The sequence below is a fragment of the Bradyrhizobium sp. CCBAU 45394 genome, from assembly GCF_028128655.1.
GTDB classification, from domain to species: Bacteria; Pseudomonadota; Alphaproteobacteria; order Rhizobiales; family Xanthobacteraceae; genus Bradyrhizobium; species Bradyrhizobium diazoefficiens.
In genome coordinates this window covers 337,120-350,073 of record NZ_LBIX01000172.1, presented here as the reverse complement: position 1 = coordinate 350,073, position 12,954 = coordinate 337,120, and the positions used below count along the sequence as shown (strand labels likewise).

At 64.6% G+C, this 12,954-nt stretch carries 11 protein-coding genes; 4 read left to right on the top strand and 7 right to left on the bottom strand.

Features of this window, described 5'->3' with window-relative positions; translation table 11 throughout:
* Positions 1 to 404 precede the first annotated feature (404 nt).
* Positions 405 to 1,751 (top strand): lipopolysaccharide biosynthesis protein, encoded by a 1,347-nt coding sequence (locus tag WN73_RS31195; protein WP_028172046.1) that lies wholly within the window; start codon positions 405 to 407, stop codon positions 1,749 to 1,751.
* Between the two features lie 7 nt (positions 1,752 to 1,758).
* On the opposite strand, the gene WN73_RS31190 is transcribed toward WN73_RS31195, so the two are convergent.
* The gene (locus WN73_RS31190) at positions 1,759 to 3,855 is read right to left on the bottom strand and encodes a GumC family protein (RefSeq protein WP_271556071.1); all 2,097 of its coding nucleotides are present in this window, start codon (positions 3,853 to 3,855) and stop codon (positions 1,759 to 1,761) included.
* Positions 3,856 to 4,133: 278 nt separating this feature from the next.
* On the opposite strand from WN73_RS31190, the gene WN73_RS31185 reads away from it, so the two are divergent.
* From WN73_RS31185 to WN73_RS31175, 3 genes are all read left to right on the top strand, one after another.
* Positions 4,134 to 5,324 (top strand): glycosyltransferase family 4 protein, encoded by a 1,191-nt coding sequence (locus tag WN73_RS31185; RefSeq protein WP_028172048.1) that lies wholly within the window; start codon positions 4,134 to 4,136, stop codon positions 5,322 to 5,324.
* Positions 5,325 to 5,353: 29 nt separating this feature from the next.
* A complete protein-coding gene (locus tag WN73_RS31180; protein ID WP_028172049.1) occupies positions 5,354 to 6,889 on the top strand; it encodes a glucosamine inositolphosphorylceramide transferase family protein in 1,536 nt (511 codons plus the stop codon).
* A gap of 123 nt (positions 6,890 to 7,012) precedes the next feature.
* Positions 7,013 to 7,873, top strand: coding sequence for an alpha/beta hydrolase (locus WN73_RS31175; RefSeq protein ID WP_271556068.1), 861 nt, complete (start codon positions 7,013 to 7,015; stop codon positions 7,871 to 7,873).
* Positions 7,874 to 7,979: 106 nt separating this feature from the next.
* On the opposite strand, the gene WN73_RS31170 is transcribed toward WN73_RS31175, so the two are convergent.
* From WN73_RS31170 to WN73_RS31145, 6 genes are all read right to left on the bottom strand, one after another.
* Positions 7,980 to 8,330 (bottom strand): Rieske (2Fe-2S) protein, encoded by a 351-nt coding sequence (locus WN73_RS31170; protein ID WP_231166675.1) that lies wholly within the window; start codon positions 8,328 to 8,330, stop codon positions 7,980 to 7,982.
* A complete protein-coding gene (locus WN73_RS31165; RefSeq protein ID WP_028172051.1) occupies positions 8,323 to 9,027 on the bottom strand; it encodes an ABC transporter ATP-binding protein in 705 nt (234 codons plus the stop codon). The genes WN73_RS31170 and WN73_RS31165 overlap by 8 nt, the downstream gene beginning before the upstream one ends.
* Complete coding sequence (locus WN73_RS31160) at positions 9,020 to 9,802, bottom strand: ABC transporter ATP-binding protein (protein WP_161535597.1); 783 nt, start codon at positions 9,800 to 9,802, stop codon at positions 9,020 to 9,022. The genes WN73_RS31165 and WN73_RS31160 overlap by 8 nt, the downstream gene beginning before the upstream one ends.
* Positions 9,802 to 10,848, bottom strand: a complete 1,047-nt coding sequence (locus tag WN73_RS31155; protein WP_271556066.1) for a branched-chain amino acid ABC transporter permease — start codon at positions 10,846 to 10,848, stop codon at positions 9,802 to 9,804. The genes WN73_RS31160 and WN73_RS31155 overlap by 1 nt, the downstream gene beginning before the upstream one ends.
* The gene (locus tag WN73_RS31150) at positions 10,845 to 11,717 is read right to left on the bottom strand and encodes a branched-chain amino acid ABC transporter permease (protein ID WP_028172054.1); all 873 of its coding nucleotides are present in this window, start codon (positions 11,715 to 11,717) and stop codon (positions 10,845 to 10,847) included. Before WN73_RS31150 ends, WN73_RS31155 begins: the two co-directional genes overlap by 4 nt.
* Before the next feature lie 69 nt (positions 11,718 to 11,786).
* Positions 11,787 to 12,941, bottom strand: a complete 1,155-nt coding sequence (locus WN73_RS31145) for an ABC transporter substrate-binding protein (RefSeq protein ID WP_271556062.1) — start codon at positions 12,939 to 12,941, stop codon at positions 11,787 to 11,789.
* Between the last annotated feature and the right edge of the window lie 13 nt (positions 12,942 to 12,954).

Sequence of the window (12,954 nt, the reverse complement as noted above, 5' to 3'; positions counted from 1 at the left end):
CCATGTGCAATTATCCCGCCTGATGTCGCATCGCAGGACCGAACGCGATCATTTCCGTCGATCGAGGTTAACGAACCGAAGACTCGATCTGGCCGGACGATGTTTCGGCACGCGTCTTGCTCGGGATGTTCGACAAGAACCGGTGTTCGGCGACGCCACGGCGGAACGCATGGCTGCTTCTCGTCAGAGCGACATCACGTCGCTTTTCGACGAAGCCGGCCTGCGCTCTAACTGGGACAGCCGGAACGAAGGTGTCCCACCGTGACGCAGCGGATGTTTCGCCGACATCGGCCGCAACCAACAGGACTCCAGAGGCCCCATTAACACTCGCGGTTTTTCACCATGCTAGGCTGTCACCGCCATCGCAGCGCGTATCTCCAGGGGAAAGTCGTCCCTCAACGTCCATGATCGAATCCATCGTCCAGTTCCTGCGGCGCGACGTGACGCGCGGTGTTGTCGGGACCATCCTCCTCAAGGTTGGCAGCGGCGCGCTTGCGTTTGCGTTGTTCTCGCTGGCGGCGCGAACGATGTCGCCTGATGGATTCGGCATCTTTGCGACCTGGCTTTCCGTTGCCCAGATCGCAGCGGTCGTGGGGCTGGTCGGCCAGGAGTCGCTTCTGGTGCGATTTTTGAACGAGTATCAGGTCGAAGACAGGCCCGACCTCACCAAAGGGGTCCTCCTGTCGAGCTTCAAGATGACCTCCGTCGCGATGCTGATCGCGATCGCCGCGGTCGCGTTGGCCGCGAGCTTGAGGGGCGATTGGTGGCTGCTGATCCTTGCTCTCTCGGCCTACACGGCGGTGAATGCCGGACTGATGCTCGGCAGCCAGATCGCCCGCTCGCTGGTCAGCATTCTCATGGGCGAAGGAAACCGGGAGCTCTTCTGGCGGGTCATCGTCGTCCTGTTTCTGCTTGCCATGTTGTTCGGCCATCGGCAGCTCGATCCCGCCGAGTTGTTCGCCGTGATGACGATCGCCATGTCGGTGGGCCTTGTCGCGCAGGTCGTTGCCATTGCGCGAGCCCTGCCGGACTTGCGCAGCACAGCGGCGCGTTACGAGACCTCTCGCTGGAGAGCCAGCGCGCTTCATTTCTGGGTCGCGTCCATCCTGGAAGCGGCCAACCAGTATTTCGACGTCATCCTGGTCTACTGGATGCTGGATCCGGCGACCGCTGGAATCTATTTCGCCGCCTCGCGCCTGGCCAACATCTTCGCCATGCTGTCGGCGGCGCTGTACAGTTTCGGGGCGCGCCGGCTTCCTTCGCTGTACTTCAGCAAGAACCACCAGGAGTTCGGGCGAACGTTGCGGCTCATGGCGGAAGTGACCGCACTTTGCGTGGCCAGCGGACTTCTCCTGATCTGGATCGGCGGCCCCCATCTTCTCAACCTGTTCGGGCCTCATTTCGCCGCACAGCACTGGGTCCTGATCGTGCTCGCGATCGGCACGGCTTTCCAGGCGGCGGGCGGTCCATCCGCGGCGATCCTGCAGCTGACCGGCCATGAGCGCATCTATGTCCCCGTCGTCGCGGCGAACGTCGCACTGCGGCTGGTCGGATTTCTCGTCCTGATTCCCTGGCTCGGCGTGCTTGGCGCGGCGATCTCGGCGACCGTGTCGTTGGCGTTCGCGACCATCGCGCTCAACATCCTCTGTCGCCGGCGAACCGGAGTCGACCCTTCAATTCTCGTGCTTCTGCGCTTCTCGGCATCGAAACGCGGCGCCTTTGCGGTCCGCGGTGCCGACTCCGGCGATTAGGCGTCGATCAACCGGCCAGGCCCAACACTTCGCCCCGACGACGCGCCGCCGACGGATCGGGCGGGACACGATTGATGACGAGCCCGGTCGGCACGCTGCCAAAGCGGGACAGCGCCGCCATTGCCCTGCGCATTGCAGCGGAATCGACCGCGTCTTCGCAAGCGACCAGGACGACCAGATCAGCGTGAGCGGCGAGCGCCGCCGCCTCCGGCTGCAAGGCCAGCGAGGTGGCGTGGACGACGATCAGATCGAACTCCGAACGAATGTCATCCGCGGGCGACGCCTCGGGCCGCTTGCCGGCGCCCAGAAGCGCGTCGACGCTGCGAAAGTCCGCCGTGGTCATGCCGTCCGCCTGCTCCTTGACGAGGCTAACCGCGGCACCACCGAGGTCCGGCTCGACCCGGATCAGGACGCTCAACTTCCCCTTGTTCACCGCCCACCGGTTCAGCGACCGCGCGACGGTGTTGCCGCCGGCCCGCTTGCCGACCGACATCACGAGCGCGACCTTGCCCCGGGCTCCCGGCAATTTCTCCAGCCGGTCGAGCAGCGGGCGCAAATGTGGACTGAGATCGAGCGCAGCCGTCGCTGAGACCGGACCTTGCCAGATGTTTCGGGGCACATCGCCCGGCAGCAAGTCGGGAATGCGGGCCCACACGGGCGGGCGTGGCCACGACGCGGGCTGGCGCGGAGCCGGATCGGGGGCACGAACGTCTTCGACGGGCTTGTCCGATCGGCGTCCCGTAGCGGCAACGACCGCCGTCGATGTCAGCAGCGAGCCGATCGCGAGCGCGGCAAGCAGCAAGGGCAGCGGCGGAAGGGTCGAGCGAAGCGGCGGAATGGCGGACGACGCAATCTTGGTCTGGGAGCTCTGCAGGAGACGCTGCTCGTTCGTCGTCTTCGAGCGCGACAGGAATTGTTCGTAGATGTTTCTGTTCGCCTCGGCGTCGCGCTGCAACTCCTGGAGCCTGACCAGAGCCTGACCGTCGACCAGGAGCTGCGATTCAGCCGCCTTCATCTGGCCTTCGAGGGCCTTCTGCTGTTCGCGCTGGGCCTCGTACTCCGACTTTGCGGTGTCGATGCTCTTGGCCCGCTCGACCTCGATCTGCCTGTTGAGATCGTTCAGCTGGCTGTAGGACATGACGAGGTCGGGATGGCGATCGCCGAACACCGCGCGCTTCTGCGCGATTTGATCATTGAGCGCCGACCGCTGCGCGCGCAGCGCGCTCAGGAGATCCTGCTTGGCCGGACCCTCGACATTCGCCTTGACGTCGCGCTGCGCCTGCTCGTAGCGGGCTTTGGCCTCTTCGGCCCGGGCGCGCGCGGCGGCGACCTGCTGCGACAGCTCGGTCACGCGCAATTGCTGGGTCGTGGAATCCTTGCCGGCGTTGACGATCCTGTGCTCGAGCTTGAACGTGGCCACGGCGTCCTCTGACGCCCTCAACCGGTCGTTCAATGTCTTGAGCCGGCCACTGAGCCAGTCGGCCGCCTCGTCGGTCGCATCGGTGCGGTTGCGACTCTGGCTCGCGACGAACGCCTCGGCTATCGCGTTCGCATAATAGGCCGCCCGCTCCGGCCGGTTCGACGTGAAGCGGATGGCGATGACGTAAGTGAGCCCGCGGCGGGAAATGTCGAGACGGTTGCGGAACCTCTCGAGCAGGCGCGCGGGGTCGGTATGTCCCCCGGAAATGTCCTCGTCATCCCGAATCTTGAGCTGCTCGATCAGCGGCTTGAGAAAGCCGTCGGACTTCGCCACTTCGACCAGGCTTTGCAGCGCGGCGCTATCCTGCCCTATGCCCGGCAGAACGTCCTGATCCGCGGTCACGCGTTGTTCGCGGGGATCGACGACGACCAGCGCGGTCGCCGCAAATCGAACCGGGATCACCAGCAGAACGATGACGCCGAGGGCGAAGATCGCAAGAGCGAGCGCCAGGATACGGCGAGCATTGTCCCGAATGAAGGAGAGCGCGCCTGCGGCGGTGAGCACACCGCCAAGGCGGGCTGCGGCTCCGCCAGCCTCACCGTTCGACGCATCTTGAGTCTGCCACGACGCGGAGACACCGGTCGATCCGGAACTTGTCGGGTCTGCGCGGCGACCGAACGTCATGGACTTTACTCGGATTCAACTGGCAAGCACTGTTCAGTGGCCTGCGCCACCGTAAATATCTATGGTTAATCCGCGGTTACCCGCCTCCGCGCGAAGATGAACAATTGGTTAACGCGCTCGCTTCGCTCCGTCCGCAAACCGCTGCCATTCTCCTGTGAACGATGCTGTTCCGGCGGACAGGGCATTAACTCCGTTTGTTGCTAGCCGGTGTCCGCGCGACGCTCGCATGATAGGTACGGCGTTAAGAAGGTGAACGTTTCATTAGCGGGTCGGGATCCGTGCTGCATTACCAGCCAGGCGCAGAACTGGGCGAGGCACCGAAGCTGCCGTCGACCGCGGCAGCACTCGCAAGTCGGGGCAGCGGCCGACGAAAGCCGCACGTGCTTCTCGTCCAGACGCAAGCCGAGAATGCGGGCGCCCAGGAGATTTCCAGGCTACTCGGCGCCGGCCTGACCGCGCGCGGCTATCGGGTCACCAATCTGTTCTTCTTCCGCAAATCGGATTCATTCGACGAGCCGCCCGATACGCTCTACTGCGCATCGCGCCGGCCGGGACATCCACTGGCCCTGCTGCAAATGCTGTGGACGCTCGGCCGTCATATCAGGACCACCAGGCCCGACGCCGTTCTGACCTTTCAGCATTTCGGCAACGTCATCGGCGCGGGCGTGTCTCGCCTCGTCTGCCGCGCGCCCGTCATCGCCAATCAGGTGTCGTCCGCACTGTCGATGAGCTGGCCGATCCGCACGGCCGACATCGTCATGGGCAGCCTCGGCTTCTTCGACCGCATCACGCTGAACTCGCTGGACATGCAGCGCGAATATTCGCGCTACCCTGCGGCCTACCGGTCGCGCATGGTGCATGTCCCGCACGGCTTCGACGACAAGGCCCTCACCCTGCCGAAGGAAGCTGCGCGACAGAAGTTCAATCTTCCGCCGGACCGCATATTGCTTGGCTGCGCAGCCAGGCTGCACCCGCACAAGCGGCTCGATGCAGCGATACGCCTGCTGCCGGATCAACCGTCCTGGCATCTCGCACTGGCCGGCCAGGGTGCCGACGAGGTTCGGCTAAGGCAGCTGGCGGATGATTTGAAAGTCTCGGACAGACTGCATCTGCTCGGGGAAATCACCCCGCGCCAGATGGCCGACTTTCTCGCCTGCCTGGACGTGTTCGTATTTCCGACACAAGCCGAGACTTTCGGCCTTGCCGCGGTCGAAGCCGCAAACGCCGGCGTTCCCTCCGTCGTCACCGATCTTCCCGTCCTGCGCGAGGTGCTGTCCTTCGAAGGCAAACCGACAGCACTGTTCGTGGATGCCTCCGATCATGCGAAGCTGTCGGCCGCCGTCTCGAAGCTCCTGACCGACCAAACCCTGCGCGACGAACTGCGACAAAACGCCAAAGGCCTGAGGTTGCGGTATTCGGTGGACTCCATGGTTGAGGAATACGTTCGAATTCTCGGCCAAGTCATTTGACCTGATCCGCTGGAATAGATTGGCTCGACATGATCATCGAGTTTCGCTGTGAACGTGAGCATGCGCGGCGGTGGATGCACCGCGAGACGCTGTCGGTCGACGGGCGGGACGTTCCGGTCCAGATCGCCTGGACGGCGACGGCGGAGTCACGGCCTGCGGGTCTCGACGCGCTGTTCGCGCTCGAACGCATGGTGTTGCACGAGGGCAAACCCGGCGGTGCCGACGGGCTGAAGATCATTCCCAAGCGGACGCAGGCTCGCACCGGCACGGCCGACGTGATCGTCGATTTCACAGGCGGCGCGCGCGATCGGGACTGCTCGGCTTCGCTGTATCTGCGCCCGCTGTTCAACGGAGCGGCAGGAGAAAACGCCGCGCTCTCCGCCATTCTTGCCGGCGACATGCCGGTGATCGACATCGTCAACGAGATCGACGGCGCCGTCCTCGATCGCGGCCACCCGTCGGGAGAAACTGCAGCCGGCCTGAGCGGCGCCCTCGAAACGGTCATGGCGCGAACCCTGACCATGGTGGCGGCAATCCTGTCGGGACGGCCGCGCATTCTGCCACAGCTGTCGCGTCCTGCCGGCGCCACGAACCGACGTGGACCTGTTGGCTACGTCGTGCGCGGCCTCGCCGTCTCGATCGCCAAGGAGATCTATCGCCTCTGCTGCTACGCCCCGCATTGGCATATCGGATGGCGCTTCAATGACGGCGCAGGCGTCTGGCAGACCGGAGATCTCTCCGGGCCCCGCTGGAACGTTCTGGGAGATCCCGGAAACCACTTCTACGCCGATCCCTTTCCCGTCACCTGGCGTGGACGAACGTTCGTCTTTTTTGAAGATCTCGATCACCGGGTCGGCAAGGGAATCATTTCAGCGATCGAGTTCGGTGACACCGGGCCAGTCGGCGACGTCATGCCTGTGCTGGAAGAGCCCTGGCACCTGTCCTATCCGTTCCTGATCGAGGACGACGGCGAGTTGTGGATGATCCCGGAGAGCTCGATCAACGGGGACGTCGCCCTCTACAAATGCGTTCGGTTTCCGGACCAATGGGAGCGGCATGCGACGCTGCTTTCGGGCCTGGAGCTCGCCGACGCGACGATCACGCGGCACAACGGCCTGAACTACCTGTTTGGCGCCTGGCGCGACGGGGCCGGCGGCTATTCGGATTCGCTTGCGATCTACTACGCCGACCACCTGCTCGGCCCCTGGCTGCCTCATGCCAGCAACCCGGTCCTGATCGATCGCGCGAGTACGCGACCGGCCGGGAATTTCGTCACCATCAACGAAAGACTGTGGCGCCCGGTCCAGAATTGTGCCGACGGATACGGCGCGGCGCTCGCCCTGGCGGAGGTCATCGAACTGTCGCCCACGACATTCAAGCAGATCGTCCGCCACTCTCTGAAGCCGGGACCCGCATGGCCCGGCCGAAAGCTGCACACCCTGAACCGCTGCGGCCGGCTGGAGGTGATCGACGGATCGCGTGTTCAGCCGAAGACGAGCGCCTTTGCGCGTCAATTTCCGTCGCCGGCTTTGCCGCCCCGGACCCGTCCCTCCACAGCCAGTTGAAACAAGTTCCGCGAACGGCGCATCCCTCGTCTGAGCACGAGCGATCTGCAATTCGAGCGGGATTCGTGGCAGACAGGAGCGAGCGACGCCGGTCATTGCCACGACCGGCCGCTCGGAGACTCCATGGTCAACAACACAAGCTCGACACATCGGCCGTTCGATCCCCGCAGCAAATGGGCCGAACTGTCCCAGGCGGAACGCAGCGCCGCCTATGACAACAATGCGGCGGTCAAGAACAGCCCTGCCCTGATCGCGGAGCGCAACGAAGCTTCCAGCCGGCTGCGCGGTACGCTGAAGTCCCATCTCGATTTGCCTTACGGCGAGCGGGCGAACAACAAGCTCGATCTTTACCCCGCCGCAAAGCCCGATGCGCCCTGCCTGGTGTTCGTGCACGGCGGCTATTGGCAGCGCAATTCGCGCGAGCTTTTCGCCATGCTGGTCGAAGGCGTTGCCGCACATGGCTGGGCGGTTGCGATTCCCGGCTATTCGCTGGCGCCTGAAGTGTCCCTCACCGACATCGTCGCCGAAATCCCGCGCGCGCTCGACTGGCTCGCCGCGCATGGCGCATCCTATGGCATCGGCGGGCCGATCGTGCTGTCGGGCTGGTCCGCCGGCGCCCATCTCGTGGCGATGGCGCTGGACCATCCGCGCGTCCATGCGGGGCTTGCGATATCAGGCGTCTACGATCTGGCGCCGATCCGCGATACCGGCCTCAACAGCGCGCTGAAGCTGACGGACGAAGAAATCGCCAAGCTCTCGCCGCTTCGCCTCCCCGTGACACAGAAGCGGCTCGACATCGCCTATGGCAGCAACGAACTCCCCGCCCTGGTGCTGGATTCAATCAACCTTCATGAGAAGCGAGCGGCCGCGCAGGCGCCCGGCAAGCTCATTCCGGTCGCAGGCGCCGACCATTTCACCATCCTCGAGGCGCTGCGTCGGCCGGACGGCGCTCTGGTGGAGGCTGCACGCCGGTTGCTGGACTAAAAACGCGAAAACAACCCCATGCACAGTAGAACGCCGTTGTTTCCAAAGGCAAAATCTACGACGCGGATCGTTTTGACTCGTCGGGCAAAACAGGGGCATGATGCCATCATCGCCCCGATCGCCGCTCAGGCTCTTCAACCCAGATTTGCTCTCCCGTGACCTTGACCGGATAGAGCCGCAATGGCGGACTTGGCCAGCCCGCTGTAATCGCCCCGTCGCGCAAATCGAATGATGCGGCATGGCGCGGGCACTGCAGCCGCCCCGCTGTCACCTGTCCAAGACCAAGATCGGCCTGTTCGTGGGGGCAGGCACGGTCGCACGCGACGACATCGCCCTCGCTCCAGATCACAAGCATATCGCGCCCGGCAACGCGGACGATCGTCTCTGCCTTCAGGCGACCGAGGTCACAGACCGGAATCCATCCGGGCTCGTCCGAACGGACAACCGGATCAACCACCGAGATAGGCCTTCCGCACATGCTCGTTCTCGATCAGCTCGGTGCCGGCTCCGGACAGAACGATGCGGCCGTTCTCGAGCAGATAGGCGTGGTCGCACATCTCGAGCGCGGCGAACGCGTTCTGCTCGACCAGCAGTACCGTGGTGCCGGCATCGCGAATGCCACGGATGATCGCAAAGGTGCGCTCGACGATGTTGGGGGCAAGGCCGAGCGAAGGCTCGTCGAACATGATCAGCCGCGGCCGCGACATCAGCGCACGCCCGATCGCGAGCATCTGCTGCTCGCCACCGGACAGCGTGCCCGCCGCCTGCCGGCGCCGCTCGGCGAGCCGCGGAAATTCCGTATAGATGCGATCGCGATCGGCCGCGATCTCGCCTGAACCACGACGGAGGTAAGCCCCCATGTCGAGGTTTTCCTCGACGCTCATGTGCGGAAACACGCGCCGCCCTTCCGGACAATGCGCGATCCCGCTCGCCAGCACGCGCGGGGGCCTCGCCCCGGTGATGTCGATGCCCTCGAACCGCATTTGGCCTGCGCGCGGCGGCACGAGGCCGGAAATCGCGCGCAGCGTCGTGCTCTTGCCGGCGCCGTTGGCCCCGATCAGCGCCACCAGTTGCCCGGCCTTCACGTCGAGCGAAATGCCGCGCAGCGCGGTGACGCCGCCATAGCCGCACACCATGTCGCGGATCTCAAGCACGCGCCGCTCCATGTCCGAGATAGGCCTCGATCACGGCGGGATCGTTGCGGATCACGTCCGGCGTCCCCTCGGCGATGATGCGGCCGTAGTTGAGCACCACGATGCGGTCCGAGACGGTCATCACCATAGGCATGTCGTGCTCGACCAGAAGGATCGTGATGCCGCGACCGCGGATGTCGCGAATGAGCTCGACGAACCGGTGGGTTTCCGAGGCATTCATGCCCGAGACGGGTTCGTCGAGCAGCAGCATCGAGGGTTCCGCCGCGAGCGCCAGCGCAACGCCGACCAGGCGCTGCTCGCCGTAGGAGAGCGAGCCGGCCGCATCGTGGGCACGGCGTTCGAGACCGACCCATTCGATCAGCTCGCTTGCCCGCTGCCGCAGCCTGCGCTCCGAGGCGCGCGCGCCCGGCAGCCCGAGGATGGCGTCGAGCAGCCGGACCCGGCCCTGACGATGCAGGCCGATCAGGAGATTGTCGTAGACGGTGTCATTGGGAAACACGCTGGTGCGCTGGAAGGTGCGGATCAGGCCGAGATCGGCGATCTCGTGCGGCTTCAATCCGGTGAGCGTCGTGCCCTGATAGGTGACACGGCCCGCGCTCGGCGTCAGGAAACCGGTCATGACGTTGAAGGCGGTGGTCTTGCCGGCGCCGTTCGGCCCGATCAGGCTGACGATCTCGCCCTCGCCAACGGTGAAGCTCATGTCGGAGATCGCGACGAGCCCGCCGAAACGGACAGCGACCTGCTCGATCGTCATGGCAACGCTGCGTGCCGTCATCACGCCCGCTCCTTGACAGCTGTCTCGGCGAGGGCCACCGGCGCCAGTGCCGTCGTGCCGCTCCGTCTCCTGCGAAATCGCTGCGCGAGCGAGGGCACGATGCCGCGCGGCAGCACGAACAGGATGGCGATCAGCACGCCGCCATAGGCGATCCATTGCGCCTCCGGCGCCATGATCGGACGCAGCGCAACCGGCAACAGCCCGAAGATCAGGCCGCCGACGACGGGCCCCGCCAGCGAGCCCTTGCCGCCGCTGATGACCATGATCACCATGGTGACGGTGTTGATGAAGGCAAACACTTCAGGATCGATGATCCGGATATAGTGCGCATAGAGGCTGCCGGCGGCGCCAGCGATCGCGGCGGAAATCACCGCCGCCAGCGTCAGCGTCTTGGTCACGTCGATGCCGACGGAGACCGCCAGCGTCTCATTCTCCATCAATCCGCGCATGGCGCGGCCGAAATGGGAATGAACGAGACGCGTGATCAGAAGATAGGCGGTGAGAGCCACGACCAGCACGAGATAGTAGTTCTGCATCTTGGTGCGCAGCGTCAGCTCACCGAAGCCGGGCAACGGCAGTGCGATGGAGGGAATATTGGTCAGCGCCAGCGGGCCTTGCGTCAGTTCGACCCAGTTCAACGCGACCAGCCGGACGACTTCGGCGAAGGAGATCGTGACAATGACGAAATAGGCGCCGCGAACGCGGAACGAGAGCAGCCCGACGAAATAACCGCACAGCCCGGCGATGAGGATCGCGAGCACGAAGCCCACAATGGGCGGCCACGGCGTGTGAACAAGGCGCAGGTCTCCGGGCAGCCCGATGTCGAAACCGAGCGATGTCAGCGCGCTGACATAGGCGCCGATGCCGAAGAAGGCGATGTGGCCGAGGCTGAGCTGCCCGGTGAAGCCGAGCAGGAGATTGAGGCTCATCGCGCCGATGACGAAGATTCCGGTCGTGATCAGCGCGTTGAGGAGATAGGGATCGCGCAGCCAGAGCGGCACCGAGGCAAGGGCCGCGACGGCGAGAATGGTGAGGGCTATTCTCATCCGACGCGCTCCGCGCGCGCGAACAGGCCGGTCGGCTTGAAGATGAGAACCGCGATGATGATCACGAAGCCCATCGCGTCGCGATAGCCTGATGAGACGTAGCCCGCGCCGAGCTCCTCGGCGAGCGCCAGGATGAAGCCGCCGATCACCGCACCCGTGATGTTGCCGAGACCGCCGAGGATGACGATGGCGAAGGCCTTGACGGCGGCAAGATCCCCCATTTGCGGGAAGATCACGTAGACCGGGCCGAGCAGAGCCCCCGCCGCGGCGGCAAGGCTGGAGCCGATCGCGAAGGTCGAGGTGTAGATCATGTCGACATTGACGCCCATCAGCGAGGCCGTGTCGTGGTCCTGGAACGTCGCCCGCATCGCGCGGCCGAGGCTCGTCCTGTTGATCAGGAGATACGTCACCAGGATCAGCAGTGCCGCGGCGGCAAGCACGAACAGCCGCAGCCAGGACACGGAGACAGGTCCGAGCACCAGGGGCGCCTCGGGAAACGGCGTCGCCACCGATTTGGCGACCCCGCCCCAGATCCACAGCGTGCCCGACTGCATCGCGATCCAGGCTCCGATCATGACCAGCATCGTGGTGTCGATGTCGGAGCCGCGCAGGGGCCGCAGCAATGTCAGCTCGATAGCTGCCCCCAACAGCCATCCGGCCAGCACGGCGACGGGCAGCGCAAGGAAGAAGTTCAGCCCGAGCTGCTGCACCACGATAAACATGATGTAGGCGCCGAACGTGTAGAGCACGCCGTGCGTGAAATTCACGACGTTCATGATGCCGAAGATCAACGTCAGCCCGATCCCGAGCAGCGCATAGGTGCCGCCGAGCACAAGCATGTTGACCAGATGCTGGAGAAACTCGCTCAAAGCCGTTTCCGTATGACCCGCAATGCGGCGAGAGCGGCGGTGCGCCGCCCTCGCCCGCGAAGAAACGCGTTAGAGCGTCTTCATCCTGACCTTGCCGTCGTTGATCTCGATGAGATAGACGTTCGGCTGGCTCTGCCCGCTCTCCTTGCCCTCGGGGCCGGACTTGCGGAACACGATGTCGCCGTTCAGCCCCTTGATGTTGATATCCCAGAGCGCCGCCTTGATCGCGGCCGGCTCGGCCTTGCCCGCCTTCTCGATCGCGGCCGCCGCGGTGCGGATGCCGTCATAGCCGCGGAAGCTCTCGGTGCAGCCGGCGAACTCGAAGCCGCGCTTCTTCCATTCCGTGATGAAGTAGTTGGTCGCTTCCGGGTTCGGCGTCTTGTCCGGGAACCAGGGCAGGAAGGTGGTCAGATGCATGGTGCCGTTGGCGGCTGCCCCGGCTTGCGCGATGATCTGGTCCGGGTTCTGCGAGCCGCCGGTGGTGATGATGCGCTTCTTCAGGCCCAGCGCAGCAGCCTGCTTGAAGATCAGCGTCAACTGGTCGACGGCGGTCGTGACGATGACCGTCTCGGACTCCGAGCTCTTGATTTTGGACAGCTGCGCGCTCATGTCCTGCGCGCCCTGGTCCATCGTCTCGACGAGGCCGATGCTGATGCCCTTGTCCTTCATCATCTTGCTGAAGTCCTCGGCGGTGCCGCGGCCCCAGTCATTGTTGATGACGAGGAAGTCGACCTTCTTCAGGGCGAGCTTGTCGACGATGCCCTTGAACGCCGCGGCCTCGACCGCCGAGGGCGGCGAGATGCGGAAGATGAAGGGATTTCCGGTCGTCGTGATCTTGCCCGAGGACGAGGTCTCCACCACCATCGGCGTCTCGTATTCCATCAGCTTCGGCATCACCGCGAGCGTCAGGCTCGAGCCCCAGGCGCCCATCAGCACCGGCACCTTGTCGCTGGTGATGAGCTTCTCCGCGACGGCGGCGGCTTCCGTCGGGTTGCTCTTGTTGTCCTCGATCACCAGTTCGATCTTCTTGCCCAAAATGCCGCCCTTGGCGTTGATCTCGTCGGCGGCGATCTTGGCGCCGTTGACGACGTAGGTGCCGGAGGCCGCGAACGCGCCGGTGAGCGGTTCGTTGACGCCGATCTTGATGGTCTGCGCCTGTACGGCGCCGCCGACCAGGGCCGTCGCCAGCGCGATTGTCCCGACCAGTCCGAGTGCTCGTGTCATGTTGTCTCTCCAA